General features: G+C 69.2%; 17 protein-coding genes. 1 reads left to right on the top strand and 16 read right to left on the bottom strand.

Annotated features, from left to right (window positions below; all coding sequences use genetic code 11):
* Positions 1 to 27: 27 nt before the first annotated feature.
* The 15 genes from ACFVJ5_RS08455 to ACFVJ5_RS08525 form a co-directional block, all read right to left on the bottom strand.
* The gene (locus ACFVJ5_RS08455; RefSeq protein ID WP_379219213.1) at positions 28 to 1,245 is read right to left on the bottom strand and encodes an MFS transporter; all 1,218 of its coding nucleotides are present in this window, start codon (positions 1,243 to 1,245) and stop codon (positions 28 to 30) included.
* Positions 1,238 to 2,257 carry an LLM class flavin-dependent oxidoreductase gene (locus ACFVJ5_RS08460; RefSeq protein ID WP_379219214.1) on the bottom strand — a complete coding sequence of 340 codons (1,020 nt, stop codon included), beginning with the start codon at positions 2,255 to 2,257 and terminating at the stop codon, positions 1,238 to 1,240. The genes ACFVJ5_RS08455 and ACFVJ5_RS08460 overlap by 8 nt, the downstream gene beginning before the upstream one ends.
* A gap of 14 nt (positions 2,258 to 2,271) precedes the next feature.
* Positions 2,272 to 2,481: an acyl-CoA carboxylase epsilon subunit gene (locus ACFVJ5_RS08465; RefSeq protein WP_379219215.1), complete on the bottom strand. Its 210-nt coding sequence runs from the start codon at positions 2,479 to 2,481 to the stop codon at positions 2,272 to 2,274.
* The gene (locus ACFVJ5_RS08470; protein ID WP_379219216.1) at positions 2,478 to 4,058 is read right to left on the bottom strand and encodes an acyl-CoA carboxylase subunit beta; all 1,581 of its coding nucleotides are present in this window, start codon (positions 4,056 to 4,058) and stop codon (positions 2,478 to 2,480) included. The genes ACFVJ5_RS08465 and ACFVJ5_RS08470 overlap by 4 nt, the downstream gene beginning before the upstream one ends.
* 35 nt (positions 4,059 to 4,093) lie before the next feature.
* Positions 4,094 to 6,049 carry an SDR family oxidoreductase gene (locus ACFVJ5_RS08475; RefSeq protein ID WP_379219217.1) on the bottom strand — a complete coding sequence of 652 codons (1,956 nt, stop codon included), beginning with the start codon at positions 6,047 to 6,049 and terminating at the stop codon, positions 4,094 to 4,096.
* Positions 6,030 to 6,977: an aromatase/cyclase gene (locus tag ACFVJ5_RS08480; RefSeq protein ID WP_378707783.1), complete on the bottom strand. Its 948-nt coding sequence runs from the start codon at positions 6,975 to 6,977 to the stop codon at positions 6,030 to 6,032. The genes ACFVJ5_RS08475 and ACFVJ5_RS08480 overlap by 20 nt, the downstream gene beginning before the upstream one ends.
* Positions 6,978 to 7,006: 29 nt before the next feature.
* Complete coding sequence (fabG, locus tag ACFVJ5_RS08485; RefSeq protein WP_357213470.1) at positions 7,007 to 7,789, bottom strand: 3-oxoacyl-ACP reductase FabG; 783 nt, start codon at positions 7,787 to 7,789, stop codon at positions 7,007 to 7,009.
* A 33-nt stretch (positions 7,790 to 7,822) separates the two neighbouring features.
* A complete protein-coding gene (locus tag ACFVJ5_RS08490; protein WP_056819520.1) occupies positions 7,823 to 8,086 on the bottom strand; it encodes an acyl carrier protein in 264 nt (87 codons plus the stop codon).
* A gap of 14 nt (positions 8,087 to 8,100) precedes the next feature.
* Positions 8,101 to 9,324, bottom strand: a complete 1,224-nt coding sequence (locus ACFVJ5_RS08495; RefSeq protein WP_379219218.1) for a ketosynthase chain-length factor — start codon at positions 9,322 to 9,324, stop codon at positions 8,101 to 8,103.
* A complete protein-coding gene (locus ACFVJ5_RS08500; RefSeq protein WP_379219219.1) occupies positions 9,321 to 10,598 on the bottom strand; it encodes a beta-ketoacyl-[acyl-carrier-protein] synthase family protein in 1,278 nt (425 codons plus the stop codon). Before ACFVJ5_RS08500 ends, ACFVJ5_RS08495 begins: the two co-directional genes overlap by 4 nt.
* Positions 10,595 to 10,921: a TcmI family type II polyketide cyclase gene (locus ACFVJ5_RS08505; RefSeq protein ID WP_379219220.1), complete on the bottom strand. Its 327-nt coding sequence runs from the start codon at positions 10,919 to 10,921 to the stop codon at positions 10,595 to 10,597. Before ACFVJ5_RS08505 ends, ACFVJ5_RS08500 begins: the two co-directional genes overlap by 4 nt.
* 23 nt (positions 10,922 to 10,944) lie before the next feature.
* The gene (locus tag ACFVJ5_RS08510) at positions 10,945 to 12,399 is read right to left on the bottom strand and encodes an FAD-dependent monooxygenase (RefSeq protein WP_379219221.1); all 1,455 of its coding nucleotides are present in this window, start codon (positions 12,397 to 12,399) and stop codon (positions 10,945 to 10,947) included.
* Between the two features lie 20 nt (positions 12,400 to 12,419).
* Complete coding sequence (locus ACFVJ5_RS08515; RefSeq protein WP_379219222.1) at positions 12,420 to 14,174, bottom strand: acetyl/propionyl/methylcrotonyl-CoA carboxylase subunit alpha; 1,755 nt, start codon at positions 14,172 to 14,174, stop codon at positions 12,420 to 12,422.
* A 29-nt stretch (positions 14,175 to 14,203) separates the two neighbouring features.
* On the bottom strand, positions 14,204 to 15,379 hold the full coding sequence (locus tag ACFVJ5_RS08520) for an acyl-CoA dehydrogenase family protein (protein ID WP_379219223.1): 1,176 nt from the start codon (positions 15,377 to 15,379) through the stop codon (positions 14,204 to 14,206).
* Positions 15,380 to 15,664: 285 nt separating this feature from the next.
* Positions 15,665 to 16,930, bottom strand: coding sequence for a LuxR C-terminal-related transcriptional regulator (locus ACFVJ5_RS08525; RefSeq protein ID WP_379219224.1), 1,266 nt, complete (start codon positions 16,928 to 16,930; stop codon positions 15,665 to 15,667).
* A 684-nt stretch (positions 16,931 to 17,614) separates the two neighbouring features.
* Between ACFVJ5_RS08525 and ACFVJ5_RS08530 the strand changes: the two genes are divergently transcribed.
* Positions 17,615 to 18,493, top strand: a complete 879-nt coding sequence (locus tag ACFVJ5_RS08530; RefSeq protein WP_379219225.1) for a sulfurtransferase — start codon at positions 17,615 to 17,617, stop codon at positions 18,491 to 18,493.
* A gap of 119 nt (positions 18,494 to 18,612) precedes the next feature.
* Here ACFVJ5_RS08530 and ACFVJ5_RS08535 read toward each other — a convergent pair whose 3' ends face one another.
* Positions 18,613 to 19,368, bottom strand: coding sequence for a MerR family transcriptional regulator (locus ACFVJ5_RS08535; RefSeq protein ID WP_379219226.1), 756 nt, complete (start codon positions 19,366 to 19,368; stop codon positions 18,613 to 18,615).
* Positions 19,369 to 19,646 lie beyond the last annotated feature (278 nt).

Genomic DNA, 19,646 nt, shown 5'->3' on the forward strand with positions numbered 1-19,646 from the left:
GGTACCTCCTCGAGGTGGGTGTGGCTGTTATGGAACGGCGTTCGCGGGTGCCGGTGTCGCGGATGCGCGCAGTTCGCTGCTCGCGGCGAGGACCGCGAGCAGCCCAGCGACCGCGATCACCGCCGCCGCGGGACGGTAGGCATCGAAGGCCGCCGCCGCCCCGACCGCGATCGGCAGCACGAAGGCCGCCCCGAACTGGACACCGGTTTGATACAGCGGCACCGCGATCGGGCGGAGTTCGGCGGGCACGGTGGCGGTCGACTGCATGTTCAGCGCGGCGAACGACAGGACGAACCCGGCTTCGATCAGCAGCAGCACCGGCAGCGCGTCGGTCACGTAGTCGTGGATCTCGGGTCGGGCGAACAGCAGCAGGTGCCCGGCCAGTGTCGCCACCGCACCGGCGAGGATCAGCCGCGCGGTGCCGTATCGCTGCACGAACCGTCCCGCGAACGGAACCGACAGTGCCAGCGGCAGACTCGCGGGTAGCAGTCCGACGGCGATCTGCCACGGCGCCCAACCGAGCGACTCGTGCAGCTGCACTGCGATCACCACCAGCAGTGCGAGGTAGCCGCCGTTGAGGGCTCCCGCGCCGAGGGCGGACCGTGCCAACGAACCATTGCGCAACAACGGTTTCGACAGCCTCGGCGGTGTGGCGACCGGTGGGTCGGGGATCACCCGCCACGCGGCGACGAGCAGGGCGAGCGCGATCGGTGCGGGGAACACGAACAGCAGGTGCCAGTTCAGCGCGGTGAGCCAACCCGACAGCAGTAGGCCGGTGGTGAATCCGGCCGCCCCGAAGACCGCGTACACCGAGATCGCGCGGCGCTGCTGGGCACCGGCCGGGAACTCCGCGGCGATCACCGCCAGCCCGGCGGGTGCGGTCAGCGCGGCGGCGGCGCCCTTCACCACGCGGGTCGCGACGAGCAGGGCCAGGTCGTCGGTGAGCCCGCCGATCACCGAGGCGACAGCGAACAGCGCCATGGCGACGAGATAGACCTGCCTGCGCCCGAACCGGGCGGCCAGCGCGGGCCCGGCGAGGAGCAGCGCGGCGAACCCCGCCGCGAAACCGCTGAGCAGCCACTGGGTTTGCCCGATCGACCGGTTCAGTTCGGTGGTGAGCACGCCGAGTGCGGGCACCAGAATGGAGCCCTCGATGGCGTCGAGGATCATGTTGCCCGACAGCACCAGCAGCAGTATCCAGCGGCGCCGATCCCAGGTCGGCGCCGCTGGTCGCGTGTCAGCCATGGCCGTTGCGCGCCGAGATCGGGCCGCCGGTGGCGAGCTGGAACTGCTTGTCCAGCAAGGGCGGCAGCTGTTCACTCACCAGCTCGATATGGCGGGTGACCAGGTCGTCGGGCATGCCGGCGATGCTGGCCCAGAAGATCAGGTGCCGCACCGGCAGACCGGCCACCCGTTCGTGGATCCGCGCCGCCGCCTGTTCGGGGGTGAGGATCTCGAGCAGCCCGAAGGATCCGTCCTCGGGACGTTGGCGCAGCTGGTCGAGTTCGAGGACGGGCGGCGGTGGCGCGTCGGTGCCCTGTACCGACAGTTGACGATAGGAGTTCATCTGGTGCGCGAGGTGTGGGGCCACCCGGGCCCACGCGGCCTCTGGATCGTCGGCCAGCAGGATCGGCAGCAGATCGGAGACCCGCGCGGACTCGGGATCGTGTCCGCCCTCGATGAGTCCCTCGCGGTACAGCGGGAACAGCTGGTGCGAGATGTGCAGGAACCCGATGCCCAGGCGCCCGGCGAGGCGGGCGCCGCGCGGACCGTAGAACCCGCCCCACAGCGGCACGGGATCCTGGATCGGCCCCGGCGTGATCCCGCCGGTGGCCCACAACCGCTGGATCTCGGCGATGTTGTCGCCGGTGCGAGCGAACCGGCGGCTGAAATCGGTGTCGAAGAGCTGGTATTCGGGCAGGCGGTAGCCGGCGCCGAGACCGAGTTCGAGACGGCCGCCGCTGATCAGATCGACCAGTGCCGCCTCCTCGGCGAGCTGGGCCGGCTTGCGCAGGGCGGGCAGCACCACGGCGGTGCCGATGCGCACCCGCTTGGTTCTGGCGGCCGCCGCGGCGGCGAAGGTGAGCGGCTGCGGGAGGTAGCCGTCCTCGAACAGGTGGTGCTCGGTGAACCAGACTCCGCCCGCGCCGCGCAGGTCGGCCTCCTCACAGAACTCGAGGGTGCGGGCGTAGTGGTCGGCCCACGGCCGCTGCCACTGTGCGGGGTTGCGCAGGTCGAAGAGCAGTCCGACGTCCATGGTGGCTCCGTTCGTCAGCGGGTGGACCTGGTCCACGCGCGGGGGTCGGTGAAGGCGGGGCGGCGTTCCAGACGCCGCCAGCGGGCGACGGGCCTGGTGAGAGTCGGCGGCACGGCGGCGGCCCGACGCCGGGCGAGCAGCAGCAGGAGCAGCGCGCCGAGCTCGTCCGGGTCGGCGCTGCCCTTCTCGACGCGCAGGAAGGGCGCCGGGTCCGTGGCGCTCATTGCGGTGGGTTCCCGTGCTTGCGGCGGGGCAGATCGGTGTCCTTGCCCGCGAGCATGGCGAAGGCGCGGATCAGCACGCCACGGGTGTCGCGCGGATCGATCACGTCGTCGATGAGTCCGCGCTCGGCCGCGTAGTAGGGATGCACGAGTTCCTCGCGGTACTCGGCGATCTTGCGGTCCCTGGTGGCCGCGGGATTCTCCGACGCGGCGATCTCGCGCCGGAACACCACGTCGGCGGCGGCCTCGGCGCCCATGACGGCGATCTCGTTGGTCGGCCAGGCCAGCGCGAGGTCGGTGCCGATCGAGAGCGAGTCCATCACGATGTAGGCGCCGCCGTAGGACTTGCGCAGTACCAACGAGATTCGCGGTACGGTCGCATTGCAGTAGGCGTAGAGCAGTTTCGCGCCGCGGCGGATGATGCCCGCGTGTTCCTGGCCGACGCCGGGCAGGAACCCCGGCACGTCGACCAACGTCAGCAGCGGAATATTGAACGCGTCGCAGAACTGGACGAACCGCGCGCCCTTCTCGCTGGCGTCGATGTCGAGTACCCCGGCCAGGCTCATCGGCTGGCTGGCCACTACCCCGACCACCTGGCCGTCGAGCCGGGCCAGCGCGCACACCAGGTTCGTCGCCCAGGTGGCCTGTACTTCGAAATAGTCGCCGTCGTCGACGATTTCGGCCAGTACCTCACGAATGTCGTAGGGGCGGTTGCCGTCCAGGGGCACCAGGTCGGTCAGCGCGGTGGTCTGCCGGTCGGCGGGATCGGCGGTGAAGGCGACCGGCGGCAGCTCCCGGTTGTTGGCGGGCAGCATCGATAGCAGCGCGCGGACATCGGACAGGCAGGACTGCTCGTCGTCGTAGACGAAATGCGCCACCCCCGAAACCGAGGCGTGGATGTCGGCGCCGCCGAGTTCGTCGTGGGTCACCTGCTCGCCGGTCACGGTGCGCACCACGTCGGGGCCGGTGATGAACATCTGCGCGATGTCACGCACCACGAAGACGAAGTCGGTGAGCGCGGGCGAGTACGCCGCCCCGCCGGCGCACGGCCCGAGCATGACGCTGATCTGCGGGATGACTCCCGAGGCCCTGGTGTTGCGGCGGAAGATCCCGCCGTAGCCCGCCAGCGCCGTCACGCCCTCCTGGATGCGCGCGCCCGCACCGTCGTTGAGCGAGACCAGCGGAGCGCCCGCCGTGACGGCCATGTCCATGATCTTGTGGATCTTCTGGGCGTGTGCCTCACCGAGTGCGCCGCCGAAGATCCGGAAGTCGCTGGCGTAGACGAAGACCGTGCGCGTGTCCACGGTTCCCCACCCGGTGATCACGCCGTCGGTGTGGGGTCTGCGCGCCTCCAGTCCGAAGCCGGTGGCCCGGTGTCTGCGCAGCGGCTCCACCTCGACGAACGAACCGGGGTCGAGGAGCAGGTCGATGCGTTCGCGGGCGGTGAGTTTGCCCTTGGCGTGCTGGCGTTCGGTGGCCGCCGGGTCGGGGCCCAGACGTGCGGCGCGCTTGAGCGCGTCGAGCTCGTCGAGCTCGTCGAGCCGTTGGGTGTACCCGGTGGGTTCTTGCACTGTCGTCATCGGATCTCCTGATGTGGTCGGCGGCGGCCGTGCTGTCAGCCGAGTAGCGTCCCGCCGGTGGCGTCGATGAACGCGCCGGTGATCCAGCGGGCTTCGTCGGTGGCGAGGAAGGTGACGACATCGGCCACGTCGACCGCCTCGCCGACGCGCTTGAACGCCGAGAACTGCGCCATCTGCTCGACCGCCTCCGGGATGTCGAACACGGCGCTGCCGTTGTTGGTGATGCCGGGCGCGACGCTGTTGACGGTGATCCCGCGCGGTGCCAGGTGTCGGGCGAAGTGCAGCGTGATCTGTTCCACCGCGCCCTTGGTCATCGAGTAGGCCACCTGGTCGGGGCTGGCGAATCGGGTGAGTCCGGAGGAGATGTTGATGATGCGCCCGCCTTCGGGCAGCAGGCCGAGAGCGCGCTGCACGATGAAGAACGGCGCGCGGACATTGACCGCGAACAGCCGGTCGAAGTCCTCGGGTGTCACGTCCTCGGGGGCGACGCCGGCCGGGGTGGTGACACCGGCGTTGTTGACCAGGATGTCGAGCGTGGTCTGCCCGGTGCGTTCCTTGAGTCCCTGTTCGAGGCCGAGGAACAATTCGTGCACGCCGCCTGTCGTGCCGAGCTCGGCCCGGACAGGAAACGCACGGCCGCCGTCGTTCTCGATGACCTCGACGGTCTCGCGGGCCGCAGACTCGTTGTCCGCGTAGTGCACGGCCACGAGCGCGCCCTTGGCGGCGAGCTGGCGGGCGGTCGCGCGGCCGATGCCGCGGCTGGATCCGGTGACCAGGGCGGTCTTGTTCGTCAGGCTCATCGGTGTCTCCTTCGAATCGGGTGGTGCGGGCGCCGGGTCGCCGGGACCGGGCAGGCCGCTGATCATGCGGGCGAGATGGGACCGGACATCGTCGAGGCGCAAGAGCTCGGCGAACAGCTGCCGGGCGGGTTCGACCTCCGGTCCGCCCAGCAGCAGCAGGGTTTGGGCGCGGATGTTGGTCAGGGTGCGGGCACCGACGGCGTGCCGGGTGCGGTGATAGCCGTCGAGTTCGGCCTCACCGCCGGTGCCGGTGATTGCGGCGATCAAGCGGCTGGACAGGTCGGCCGCGTCCTGTAAGCCGAGGTTGAGGGCTTGGCCGCCCACCGGCATCTGCCGATGGGCCGCGTCACCGGCGAGCAGGACCCGACCGTTCCGGTACCGGGTGACCTGCTGACTGGTGTCGTCGAACGCGTTGCGCCACAGGGGTGTTCCGTGTCCGATCGACTCGCCGGTCACCCGTTCCCAGGCGTCGGCGATCTCGGCGAACTCCGGTTCCCCACCCGCGACGCGAGGTGCGGCGCCGTAGACGTGCACCATCACCCTGGTGCTGCCGTCGGGCCAGCGCGAGCACACCGCCAGCCCGTGCGGGAGTCGTTCGAATCGACGGGCCGGGATGTCGATTCCGGCCACGTCGGCTCGCAGCATTTCCCGCCCGGCCTCGAGACCCGCCAGCTCGAGGCCGGCCAGCTCGCGCACGGTGCTGCGTTCCCCATCGCAACCGACGAGGTAGGCGCCCCGATACGTGTGCCGTTCGCCGTCCGGGGTGACGGTGTCGATCAGCACAGCGCCCGCCTGTGCGGTCAGGGTGGCGGCTCGGTGCCCACGCCGGAGCACCGCGCCCGCCTCGAGCGCTCGTTCCTGCAGTACTGCTTCCAGCCGGACCTGCGGGCACTTCCACTGGCCCGAGAACCGGTGGGCCGGATCGGCTTCGGTCAGATCCAGGCGCAGTCCGCCGAAGTGTCCCGGCCCGCCGTCGGGCAGCGGCCCGAGCCGATCGAGCACGCCCCGCTCGGCGAGCACGTCCATGGTGCGGGCGTGCAGAGTGGAGGCCCGCGATTCGGTGGTGGGGGTGATCCGCTGTTCCACCACCGTCACGCGGACGCCCGCGCCGGCCAGATCGCCCGCGAGCAGCAACCCGACCGGCCCCGCGCCGACGATCAGGACGTCGGTGTCATCGACGAGCTTCGGCATAGTTCTTGGCGTGGTTCAGCGTGGCCCGGCTGTTGCCCCCGAGTGCCTCGCGCAGAAAGGTCCGCGCCTCTGGCACCCCGGCGTCGGGGCCGAGGATCTCGGTGATCCGTGTCGCCTCGATGATCACCGTGTGCTGCGAGGACGCGGTGGTCGTGCCGTCGGGGTTGGTCCGGAACTCCCAGTAGCCGGTGTGCAGGGCCATCAGGGCGGGCAGGGTGGTCTGCTTGTAGGCGATCCGGTGCTGCGGGAAGCAGACCCGGACCGATTCGGTGGTGTGGCTCGATCCGTCCTTGGTCAGGGTGTCCATCCGCAGTACCTGCACACCGGGGGTGTTCTCGGTGAGCTGCACCGAGGCCACGTGCGGCAGCCGCTCGGTCCACAGGTTCGCCTCGTTGACGAAGTCGTAGACATCGCTTGCCGCACCGGCGATCTCCACCGAGTCGACGAACGACAGGGTCAGGTCGGCGGTGCGCACCACCGACTCCACCGCGGCCTTGAGACCGGGCAGTTCCGCACGGCTGTTGTCGTCGACCGCCTTCTCGATCCACGCCAGTCCGTCGGGATCGTCGTCGATGGCCCGATAGGAGTGCAGCAGCCGCAGCTCGGTCCCCCCGTCCTCGCGCGGTTCGATGATCCAGGTGCCGCTCATCTGGGCCACCGGGGGCGCGGACACCTCCTGCCAGAAGGTGATCCGCAGTTGCTCGGGATCGAGCACGCGGCGCGAGATCCAGGTCTTGGGTTCACCGTTGGCGGTGGCCCAGATCTGGATGCGTTCCTCGTTGCCCTCGTGTTCGAGGCGGGTCACGTACACCGAGGGTGGGAACAGCCGGGGCCAGTTCTCCACCTCGGCGAGAAGGCGGTACACCTCGGTCGGCGGGGCCGCCACGGTGATCGTGTGCTCGACCTCGCGGGTGGTCTGCGTCGTCATGGAAGTCTCCTGGTGCTCGTCGGCCGGAATCAGAAGTTGCCGAGTCCGCCGCAGACGTTGAGTGCCTGCGCGGTGATGGAGGCGGCCAGATCGGACGCCAGGTAGCCGACCAGGCCGGCCACCTCTTCGGGGGTGGAGTAGCGGCCGAGCGGGATCTTGGCCTGGAACTTGGTGAGGATCGCGTCCTCGGTGGTGTCGTAGGCCGCGGCGTAGCCGGACCGAACCCGTTGTGCCATCGGCGTTTCCACGTAGCCGGGGCACACGGCGTTGACCGTGATCCCGGTCGGGGCCAGCTCGTTGCCCAGCGCCTTGGTGAACCCGACGACGCCGTGCTTGGACGCCGAGTACGGCGCCCCGAGCACCACGCCCTGCTTGCCCGCCGTCGAGGCGATGTTGATGATGCGGCCGCGCTGCTTGTCACGCATGCCGCCGGTGGTGAGCACCTCGCGGCTGGCCAGGAACACGCTGTTGAGGTTGGTCGCGATCACGTCGGACCACAGTTCCTCGGTGAGGTCGGCGGTGACGCCGCCGCCGGAGCGGCCCGCGTTGTTGACCAGCACGTCCACCGGGCCGTACCGGTCGACCGCGGCCCGCACGAACGCCGAGATGTCCTCGGCCGCACGGACATCGGCGGTCGTGCCGTCCACATCGAAGCCCTCGCCCCGCAATTGCGCGACGGTGTCGGCGACGGCTTCCTTGTTGCGTGCGCACAGGAACACCCGGTGTCCCTGCCCGGCCAGTTGACGGACCGAGGCGAGGCCGATGCCGCTGGTGGCGCCGGTGACCAGAGCCACCTTGTCGTCGTTGGTCATATCTGTTCTCCTGTCGGGCAATCGGTTTCGCGCTCAGCTGGGCTGGGGCGCTTCGAGCAGCTGTTCGTTGACCAGGTCGACCAGCGCGCGCGGCGTGGTCACGGCGACGACGGCGTCGTCATCGAGGGTCACGCCGAATTCGCGCTTGATCCGGCCGGTGGTCTCGAGCAGCGCCAGCGACTCGTAGCCGAGGTCTTCGAACTCGATATCGGCGAATTCGCCGTCGAGGCCGGGGCTGTCGCCGCTGCCTTCTCGCAGGATGCGGCGCAGATCGTCGAGTGTGAACGATGTCGACACGGGCTTTCCTTTCCTCAGGGGCGAAGGTGTTCGGGGCCGCGCACGACCATGGCGGAGTTGAATCCGCCCACGCCGCGGGCGAGTACGAGCGCGGTCCGCACGGGTGCGGGCCTGGCCTCGGTGACCAGATCGAGCTGGTAGTCGGCGGCGAGATCGGTGCCGATGGTCGGCGGGATCACCCCGTCGCGGATCGACAGGAAGGCGGCGGCCAGGTCCAGTGGCGCGGCGCCCGAATAGAGCCGTCCCGTCATGGTTTTCGGTGCGGTCACCGGCACAGCGCGCGCACCGAATACCGCGACCAGGGCGTCGGCCTCGATCCGGTCGAGTTCGGCGATTCCCGCGGCGTCGGCGAAGACGACGTCGATCTCGGCGGGCGTGATTGCCGCGTCGCCGAGGGCGAGTTCGATCGCCCTGCGCAGTCCGGGCTCGCCCGGACCGTCGGGACGCGGGTCCACGGTCGCCGCGTGCCCGGCGATCTCGCCGTAGATCTGGGGCGCATCGCGTTGTCTGGCGTGCTCGGCGTCTTCGAGGACCAGCAGCGCGCCACCCTCACCGGGGACGTAGCCGCCTGCCTGCGCGTCGAACGGCAAGTAGGCGCGGTCCGGGTCGGTGACGGTGCTCAGTCCGCCGCCCGCCAGTTGCGCCACCCAGCCCCACGGGCAGATCGAGGCGTCGACCGCGCCGGTCACCACCAGCGAGGTACCGCGCCGAATCTGCCTGCGCGCCTGGGCCACCGCGTCCAGCCCTCCGGCCTGGTCACTGACCACCACACTGCTCGGCCCGCGCAGGCCGTTGCGAATGGAGATCTGTCCACTGTTGACCGCGTAGAACCAGGCGAAGGACTGGTAGGCGCTCACGTACTCGCCGCCCTTGCTCCACAGGGCGCGCAGTTCGTTCTGCCCGAACTCGAAGCCACCCGAACTGCTGGCGGTGATCACGCCCGCGGCGTAGTCGGGCAGTTCGTCGGGTCGCACGCCGGCGTCGGCGAAGGCCCAGTCCGCGCTCACCAGAGCCAACCGCGTCATCCGGTCGGTCTGTGGCAACAGCCTGCCCGGCAGGTGCTCCTCGGCCTCGAATCCGGTGATCTCCCCGGCCAATTGCGCGGGATAGGACGCGGGGTCGAACCGGGTGACCCGGCGGATCCCGGTGCGCCCGGCCAGCGTCGTGCGCCAGTACTCTTCCAGCCCGAGACCGGTCGGCGCGGCGACGCCGAGCCCGGTCACCACCGCGGCGGTCATCGTCGGCTCCGGAAAGGATCGGCGAGCACGACCGCGCTCTGGAACCCACCGAACCCGCTGCCCACCGACAGCACCACGTCGACCTGGTGGTCGCGCGCGGTCAACGGCACGTAGTCCAGATCGCATTCGGGGTCGGGATTGTGCAGGTTCGCCGTGGGCGGCACCACGTTGTTGACCAACGCCAGCACCGACGCCGCGATCTCGATCGACCCGATCGCGCCGAGCGAATGCCCGACCATCGACTTGATCGAGCTCATCGGCGTGCGGTAGGCGTGATCGCCGAGAACGCGTTTGACCGCGGCGGTCTCGTGCCGGTCGTTCTGTTTGGTGCCGGAACCGTGCGCGTTGATGTAGTCGATCTCGGTGCCGTCGATTTGCGCCTGGCCGAGTGCGGTGCGGATTGCCTCAGCCATCTCCTTGCCGTCCGGGCGCAGACCGGTCATGTGGAAGGCATTGGAACGGGTGGCGTGTCCGGCCAGCTCGGCGTAGATCGTCGCGCCGCGTTTGCGCGCGCTTTCCAGTTCCTCGAGCACGAACACCGCCGCGCCCTCGCCGAGGACGAAGCCGTTGCGGCTGGCATCGAAGGGTCGCGAGGCGTGCTCGGGATCGTCGTTGCGCGGGGTGGTCGCCTTGATCGCGTCGAAGCAGGCCACCGTGATCGGGCTGATCGGCGCGTCGGTGGCGCCGGCGATCATCACGTCCGCGCCGCCTTCGCGCAGCACTTCCGCGGCGTAGCCGACCGCGTCCAGACCGGAAGTGCACCCGGTGGATACCACGGTCGACGGTCCCTGCGCGCCGACCGCCCAGGCAACTTCGGTCGCGAACGAACTCGGGACGAAGTAGTTGTAGAGGTGCGGCACCGCGTAGTTGTGATCGACCAGTTCCAGCCGTCCACCATCACTGACGGTGCGGTACTCCTCATCGAGGCCCATCGTGGCGCCCACGGCACTGCCGATGGTGACACCGGTCCGGAACGGGTCGATGTCGTCGAACTCGAGCCCGCTGTCGGCGACCGCCTCGCGGGCACTGACCACCGCCAGCTGCGCCGCCCGGTCCATCCGCCGGATCTCCTGCGGGGTCAGGCCGTGTAATTCGGGGTCGAAGTCGATCTCGGCGGCCACCTGGGACCGGAACGGCGCCGGATCGAACAGCGAGATCCGTCCGGTCGCGGTGCGGCCGTTGGAGATCAGGTCCCAGAAGCTCTTGGTGCCCACCCCGCCGGGGGCGGTGACGCCGACGCCGGTGATCACCACCCGGCGTTCCGGGGCGCTCATCGTGCGTTCCAGTCGTAGAAGCGGTGCGCCATCGCGTCGGCAGGCGAGCGCCAGGTCTTCGGGTCGTAGGCCTCGATGAACGGCTTCAGATCCTGGCTGATGCGCACGAAGCGCTCGTCGGTCTTCGCGTCCTCGATCCGTTCGCCGCCGTTGTCGTCGTCGAAGTCCTGCAGGTGGAAGTACAGGCCGCGGTAGTGGAAGAGCTGGCGACGTCGCGTGCCCATCCGGTGCGGCAGCTCGGTGGTGTCGAATTCCCGGAACAGTCCGGCGACATCGCCCGCGGACGCGAGGTCCATGCGGGCCACGATCAGTGTGCTGAACATTGACTTCCCCTTCTCTCGGATGTTCATCGGGCCGGCCCGAACCAGCGGTCCAGGGCGGTCGGTAGGTCGTGGTGGGTGCCGGGGGCGACCCAGGCCACGTGGCCGTCGGGCCGTACCAGCAGCGCAGTGGTGCGCGCGTCGGCGTCGATGGGTTCGGTCGCCGTCGCGGTGACCACATCGATGCGGTCGGTCCACGGCTCGGCGCGGCGGCGCAGTGCCGGGTTGTCGGTGAGGTCGAGCAGGACGCCGCGACCGGGCCGCAGCAGTGCGGCGGTATCGGTGGTGCGCGTGCCGCGCGCGAGCGTGCGCCGCGGCAACCGCGCACCCAGCAGCGGATGGGACCCGCCGCCCACGTCGTAGCGGATGTCGAGGCCGGTGACCCGGGCCGCGAGGTGCCGTTGCACCTCCGGGTAGGCGACGAGCTCGCTCAGCACCTCACGCAGTGGCCCGACCTCCTCGCCGCCGAGGATGAACAGACTCTGCGCCTTGGTGTTGGCCAGCAGCCGCTGCCCGACCGGGTGACGCTCCCCGTGATAGGTGTCGAGCAGGGCGATCGGCGCTGTCCCGCGAACCACCGCCGCCAGCTTCCAGCCGAGGTTCACCGCGTCCTGGATGCCGGTGTTCATGCCCTGTCCGCCTGCGGGCAGGTGGACGTGGGCCGCGTCGCCCGCGAGCAGCACCCGCCCCCGCCGGTACTCGGTGACCAGACGCGCGGCGTCACCGAAGGCGCTCACCCAGACCGGTTCCGCGTGCGAGATGTCGACATCGGTCAGCCGCTTCCAGACATCGGCGACCTCGGCGAATTCCGGTGGGCCACTGCGCCGCCGGGGTGCGGCGCCGCGTTCACCGACGATGATCCGGTAGGCGCCGTCGGGCAGCCGGGCGCTCATCACCATGCCGCCGGGCACCTGCTGGCCGATCATCCGCGGCGCGATCTCCACCCCGCGGACATCGGCGAGCAGCAGTTCGGTGGTGGCCGGGGTACCGGGAAAGTCGAATCCGGCGGCCTTGCGCACCACGCTGCGACCGCCGTCGGCACCGACGAGATAGCTGCCACGCAACGGCGCGTGCTCCGCGAAATGCACGGTGACGCCGTCGGTGTCGCTGTCGAGCCCGACCACCTCGTGTCCACGCCGGATGTCGGCGCCCAGCTCTCGCGCCCAGCCCTCCAGCACCGCTTCGGTCGTCGACTGCGGCACGGTGCGTGGCGCTTGCAGCGGTGCGCGCAGGACCGTGAGGTCGAGCGGGATGCCGCCGAAATGCCCCGCCGAACCGGTCTCGAGCGCGCCGAAGCGGCCGAGTAGTCCGCGCTGGTCGAGCACTTCGGTGGTGCGCAGGGTCAATCCGATGCCACGCGATTCCCCGGTGCGGGCGGGCAGCCGGTCGACGACGATCACGTCGACGCCCGCCAGCCGCAGTTCCCCGGCCAGTGTCAGCCCGGTCGGTCCCGCGCCTGCCACGATGACAGCAGTGTCCATGGTTACCTCCTGAATCCCGTTCATGCCGCATGACTTCCGGAGTTGTCGAGTCGGCACAGCGTGGTGCCGGAGCTCACCGTCGTGCCGACGGTGGCGGTCAAATCGCGCACGACGCCCGCCCGGTGCGCGGTGAGCGGCTGTTCCATCTTCATGGCCTCGATGACGGCGACGAGGTCACCGGAGTCGACCCATTCACCTTCTGCCACAGCGATTTTCACGACAGTTCCCTGCATAGGCGCTACCAGCGCGTCAGAGGTGGCACCGCCACGCCCACCCCGCCCGGCGCGGGCGCTTCGGCGCGGCGCCGCGAGACCGGTACCGATCCGGTCGGGCGCGGGCAGCGACACCTCGACCCGCCGGCCGCTGATCTCCACGACCACCGTCTCCCGCTGGGGTTCGGGCGCCGTCTCCCCCGCGATGTCCTGCGCGGCGATGCGGTTGTCGAAGTCGGTCTCGATCCAGCGGGTATGCACCGTGAACGGCGCCGTGGTGAAGGCGGGGTCGTCGAGCACCGCGCGGTGGAACGGCAGCGTCGTCGCGACGCCGTCCACGGTGAGCTCGGCGAGCACTCGGCGCGACCGCGCCAGCGCTTGATCCCGGTCGGCGCCGGTGACGATCACCTTGGCCAGCAACGAGTCCCAGGCCGGGCCGATCACCGATCCCTGCTCCACGCCAGTATCGACCCGCACCCCCGGACCTGAGGGCGCGGCGAATTTCGTCACCGTGCCCGGCGCGGGCAGGAAGCCGCGCCCCGGGTCCTCGGCGTTGATGCGGAACTCCACGGCGTGACCGCGCGCCGGTGGGTCGTCGTAGCCCAGCGGTTCACCGCGGGCGATCCGGAACATCTCCCGGACCAGGTCGATCCCGGTCACTTCCTCGCTCACGGGATGTTCGACCTGCAGCCGGGTGTTCACCTCGAGGAACGACAGCGTCCCGTCGGGCCCGATCAGGAATTCGCAGGTGCCCGCGCCCACGTACCCCGCCTGGGACAGGATCGCCTTCGACGCCCGGTACAGCTCGGCGCGTTGGGCGTCGGTGAGAAACGGTGCGGGCGCCTCCTCCACCAGCTTCTGGTGGCGGCGCTGCAACGAGCAGTCCCTCGTCGACACCACCACCACATGCCCGAAGACATCGGCGAGGCACTGGGTTTCCACGTGACGCGGCTGCTCGAGGTAGCGCTCCACGAAGCACTCCCCGCGCCCGAAGGCGGCGGTGGCCTCGCGCACCGCGGCGTCGAACAGCTCGGCGATCTCCGCGCGCTCGCGCACCACCCGCAACCCGCGACCTCCGCCACCGTGGGCGGCTTTGATCGCGATCGGCAGTCCGTGCCGGTCGGCGAAGGCGACCGCCTCGGCCGCACCGGCGATCGGATCCCGCGTGCCCGGCACGAGCGGCGCGCCGACCGCCTCGGCGATGCGCCGGGCCGACACCTTGTCACCGAGCGCACGGATCGCCGCGGGCGGCGGGCCGATCCAGGTGAGACCGGCGTCGAGCACCGCCTGCGCGAAATCGGCGTCCTCGGAAAGGAATCCGTAGCCGGGGTGAACCGCGTCCGCACCGGCGGCGGCTGCCGCGCGCAGCAGTTTCGCGGCGTCGAGGTAGCTCGTCGCCGGCGTGTCCCCGCCCAGCGCGTACGCCTCGTCGGCCAGCCGCACATGGGGTGCGTCCCGATCGGGTTCGGCGTAGACCGCGACCGCGGCCAATCCTTCGTCGCGGCACGCGCGCACGACGCGGACCGCGATCTCGCCCCGATTGGCGATGAGTACCTTGCGCATGGTCGCTGCTCCCTGTCGCTTCGTCACGGTCACAGGTAGACGGTGTTGGGCGGCAGACCGACCAGCGAACGGCCGTACAGCTCGATGTTCACGCTGGGCGTGATCATCGCGTGCAGCGAGGTCGCGTGGACGTCGCGCTGCAACCGCGCGATCGGCACGTCGCGCTGGATCGAGGAGCCGCCACTGGCCTGCGCCAGGATCTCCACCGCGGCCTTGGCCTGATGAGCCACCCAGCCGATCTGCACCCGCGACCAGACCCGTTCCTGTTCGGTCCACGCTTCGTTCGCCGCGGCCTTGGCATCGATCACGTCGGCGAACGTGCGGGCCCGCGCCTCGGCGTCCTCGATCAGCAACGCCGCCTCGCCGACCTGCAAATGGGTGACCGGAGCGTCGAGCTGGCTGGGGTAGTCGGTGTAGGTGATGGGCCGACCGGGCAGCCGTTCGACGAACGCCGCCAGCGCCGCCCGCGCCGCGCCGACCAGCTGACCGGTCTGGATCGCGGTGACGGGCACCAGCACCGGCGCCGCGTACTGCGGCTTGAGCACGTTCACCGCCGACTTGGACCGGTTCTGGTAGAAGTCCTCGCCGGTGATCACCCGGTGCTCGGGCACGAAGACGTTCTCGGCCACCGTCGAGACACTGCCGGAGCCTTCCAGCCCGGAGGTGTACCAGTCGTCGACGATCCGCAGATCCGCTGTCGGCACCAGAGCGAAGATCGGCACCGGCGCGGCGCCGGGCTCGGTCGGCAGCGCCACGGTGACCTTCCAGTGTGCGTGCAGCACACCGCTGTTGAAGCGCCAGGTGCCGTTCAGCACCCAACCGCCGTCGACCTTCGTCGCGGTACCGGTGGGTGCGGTCGTGCCCGAGATCCGCACGTTCGGTGTCGCGAAGACCTCGTCGAGCGCGGCATCGGGCCACAGCGCCGTCATCCAGGTGAGCGAGGCGTAGATCGACAGGCAGAATGCCACCGAGGTGTTACCGCGGGCGACCTCGGCGAGCACGTCCACGAAATCCCGGGTGTTGGATTCGTATCCGCCGTACTGCGCGGGAACCTGCATGTTCAGCAGCGAGGATTCCTCGATCGCTTCGATGACATCGTCGGGCAGGCGGCGGTTCTCGTCGATCCACCGGGCCCGCGAACGCAATAGCGGCGCCAGCTTCGTGGCACGCTCGACGAGCTCCTCACGGGACGGGTTGGTAGACATGGTCGATTCCTCTCGCCGAATATCGTGAATACCGAAGCGGTATCGAAGAAGTTCGAGAATTATTCGGCGACAACGCTGCTCACCGATCACCGAAAATCTCGCACAGAATTCGGCGACGATTCAAGAGCTGCGGAACGACTCTACGGTCGACCCGTAGGTTATCCCCGGGGAAACCACAGGATCATCCCCAGGGCAACACGTTCGGGACCGTGGGAACACGCACAAAAGACGGCAGTCGTGCGGAACACGACTGCCGTCCGAGTAATTCGACTACCGGAAACTACCTCACGCGCACTCCCGCGCATTCATTACCCCGGCCAGTTGACGCCTGCCCGCGATACCGAGTTTCCGGTACACATTGGACAGGTGGAACTCGACGGTCCGCACCGTCAGGAACAACTGCTCGGCGATTTCCTTGTTGCTGAGCCCACGCACCGCGAGGCCGGCGATCTTGCGCTCCTGCCTGGTCAAGCCGGTCTCGCGATGCTGATTGTCCAATGCGCCCAAGACCGAGCCCGCACGCTGCAGGACGGGGCCGCTACCGGCAGCGGCCGCGAGCTCGGTGGCCGCCGTGACAGCCCACCGCGACCGTTCCGCGTCGCCCTCGACCGCGTGCAACTGTCCCAGATCACACAGTGCGCCCATCAGCTCGTAGCGTGCTTCAGCGAGCTCGAGCAGCTCCACGGCACGTTCGAGCGCGCCCACCGACCGACTGTCGCGCCGCGCCATGCCGACCGCGTGCAAGGCCCGTCCCACCGCCCCCGGTGAGCCCCAGCGCCGGGCTGCCGCGAGCTCGTCGTCGGCCAGTGCCGCCGCGAGATCGCACCGGCCGAGCGCGGCCGCCACCAGCGCGGCGCGGGAACGCCACGGAACGATCGCCGGATTGGCCACATTCAGCGCGGTCAACACCTTTCCGCAGGCCAGGTAGTCCGCCAGGCTGCGCTCGAGGTCGCCTTCGGCGCGATGCAGCGCACCACGGGCGGCGAGTACATGGGCGTGGTCGGGCATCGCGTCGACACTGCTCATCCGGTCCTCGAACAGACACCGCGCGCTGCTCAGATCGCCGACCTGAACCAGCGCCTCGACGAGCCAGGCCAGCGCGATGCCACGCAGCGCCGGTGACACACCGCGACGCAGCAGCGGTTCCATCGCCTCGATCGCCGCGGCGGGGCGACCGGACTGCGCGTCGATCCTGGCGCGAATGAGCGTCAGCGCTTCGAAGAGGCGAAACGAGATCTCGCCGCGTCCGGCGGACAGTAATCGAGTGCAGTACGCCGCGGCCTCGGCACATCGGTCCGCGTAGACCAGGGCCAGCAGAGCCAGCCACAGACACCCCGGGTCGGGCTCGTCGGATTCGGCGTCGAGCACGAGTTCCGACCGCCGAACGATGGTCTCCCGGTCCAGGACTCCGCAGTGCACGAAAAGCATGTTCTGCACGCCGCCGCACAGGGTGTCGGCATCGCCGAAGCGGAGGCGGGCCTCGGCGCGACCGACGCCGGGCAGATAGTCGACCGTGTCGGTGAGCCGGGAATCTCGGCGTTCACACCACATCGATTCCGCGTGACCACATCTCACCGGCTCGACGCACCCCGAGCTTCGGGGTGTTCTGATCGACAACACTTTCTGGCGTTCCGACATAACATTCATTACGCTCGGGGGCGATACGCCTTCCGAACGGGACACAGGATGATCGGTCATGAAGTCTCCCTGGTGCAGCAAGCCGAGCTTCCACGACCACGCCGTCGAAGGCCGCGAAAATCCCCCCGGTTGTCAAAAGTACCAGCGACACTGCGCAATTCAGAGTGATGTTCAACATATGAATACGATGATCTTATCTCTTGCAGATCACGTCGTGAATTACCGACTCGCGCAGGCTATTACCGGGACAGAATCGAGCATTGCCATAACACGGATTGTGATGGTAATCGTACGCGCAGTGGGATGGATGCCACCGAGAGGCCTTGGCGCAGACCTCGAACCGGGGCTCGCCCACGGCCCGGCGTGACTGGAGCCGGGCGAGTAGCCTCCTCGTCTCATCGAACAGTCTCGATGTTCAACGGTAACGGGATAGTTCATCGATGTCATCTCGGAAGGCCAGGCAACTGTATCCACGAGTTCAACTCGATGGCCACAGGCGACCTTGGTTTCACTCACGGCGATCGGTGGTCTGGTGCGAGCCCGGCGGTGCTCGCTAGATTCGGAATCCAGTGTCCACCAGTGCAATCGGAGGTCCACATGGGGCAGACCGTCCCCCACACGGTGTCCGTCTCCTGGCTCCGTGACCATCAGGGCGAGCCCGACCTGCTGGTCGTGGACGCGAGCACCGAATTCACCGTGCTCGACGACGGAACATTCACGCTCGAGCCGGGGCGCACCGCGTACGCGACAGCCCATGTCCCGGGCGCCGTGTTCGCCGACTTGCTCACCGACTTCGCCGATCCCGCATCCGATCAGCCCTGCACCGTGCCGGAGTCGGAGCGCTTCGCCGCTGCCGCCGGCGCGATCGGCATCGGCGACGGGGTGCGCGTCGTCGTCTACGACCAGCACGACGGAATCTGGGCCACCCGCTTCTGGTGGCACTTGCGCCTGGAGGGTTTCGACGACGTCGCGGTCCTGGACGGCGGCCTTCCCGCATGGTGGGCGGCGGGCGCCGAGGTTTCGGACTCTTCGGTGACGCCCACGCCCGCCACTTTCACCGCCCGCCGTCGACCCGGCCTCATCCGATCCACCGACGAGGTCGAGGCGGCGACAGCCGATGACAAGTTCCTGCTCGTGGGCGTCCTCGACGCCGCGACCTATCGCGGCGAGACAGACGTTTTCGCTCGACCCGGCCACATCCCTGGAAGCATCAACCTGCCGATCGACCAGATCCGCGACCCGGAGACCGGCGCGCTGCGCCCCATCGAGGAACTGCGGGCACTGTTCGCTGCCGCAGGTCTGCTCGACCCTGCGATCACGCCCGTCACCTACTGCGGCGGAGGCGTCGCGGCAACGGGCGTCGCCCACGCGTTGGCCCTCGTCGGGCGCGACGATGTCGCCGTCTACGACGGATCCCTGACCGCATGGACCGCCGACCCCGCGCTACCTCTGGTCCTCGGCGAGCAGCCTCGTTGACCCACAGCTCCGGTCCACACCACACGTGCCGGACCGTGAGGCGCGGGAAGCATTCCCGCACCTCACGGGTGGCCGTTGCTCGCACGACCGATTCGAAATGCCGGCGTCGGCCGAATTCGCTACCCGCGTGCGGCGTTCGCGGTCGTGATGAACTCGATCTGCGCGGGTGAGGGTCCGCAGAACTCGCTTTCGATCCGGTCGGACTCCTCGGCCTGCATCCGGTACATGCTCTCGCGCAAGCCGTCGTCGCCACCGTGGAACGCTTCCAGCAGTCCCATCCACCGGGCCGCCATCTCCTGCGCCTCGGGTGAGGTCGGGTCCATGCCTGCCGCGATCGCCGCGTCGACCTGGGGGATCAGCACGGCCCAGTCCGCTTCGGCTTGCTGAATGCGCTGTTCGCCGAGTTCTTCCCGGCGCAGCGCGAGCTGGGTCAACTGCTCCTCGGTGAAGTATTCCTTGATGGTGTCGTCGACCATGACGGTCCTCCTGATCAATTCCAGGAAGTGATCCGTGGATGCGTCCGACCGGCTTTCCGCCGTGGCGGTCAGTGCCGCGACCAAAGCATGGAGATCCCGGGTCGCGGCCAGTTGCGCGGCCAGATAGTCGCGGTGAGCGGCCAGTACCTGCGTCATCGCCACGGCGCCGTCGAGCAGGTCCGCGATCTGGTCCAGGCCCAGGCCCAGTTGACGCAGGGCCAGCACTTGATACAGCCGTTCGACATCGCTCGCGGTGTAGAGCCGGTGACCGGTGCCGGACCGTTGCGCCGGGTGTACCAACCCGATCCGGTCGTAATGATGCAGCGTCCGTACCGTCAACCCGGCTTCGGCCGCGAGCTCACCGACTTTCCACACACGCTCGGTTCCGCGCTGGTCCATCCGCTTCATCCCACTTCCACCGGCGCCCTGTGCGCCGGTGTCATCGACGGTAAAACCTGACCTTACGTCAGGTGCAAGCCCGAATACGCCCGCCGAATCCGACGGTCGGCTCTTCGCTGGACCCGATCCAGCGCCGTCCACGGCTGCGGCGGACGTTCGACAACGATGCTGTCGCCGGGCCGGACCTCGCCACCCGTGATGACCACACCCATGATTCCGGCCTTGCGCACAAGGGTGCCTGCCGCGTCGTGGTGGACGAGCTGCTTCAGGTGGTTTTC

The sequence above is a fragment of the Nocardia sp. NPDC127606 genome (assembly GCF_042671725.1).
Classification (GTDB): Bacteria; Actinomycetota; Actinomycetes; order Mycobacteriales; family Mycobacteriaceae; genus Nocardia.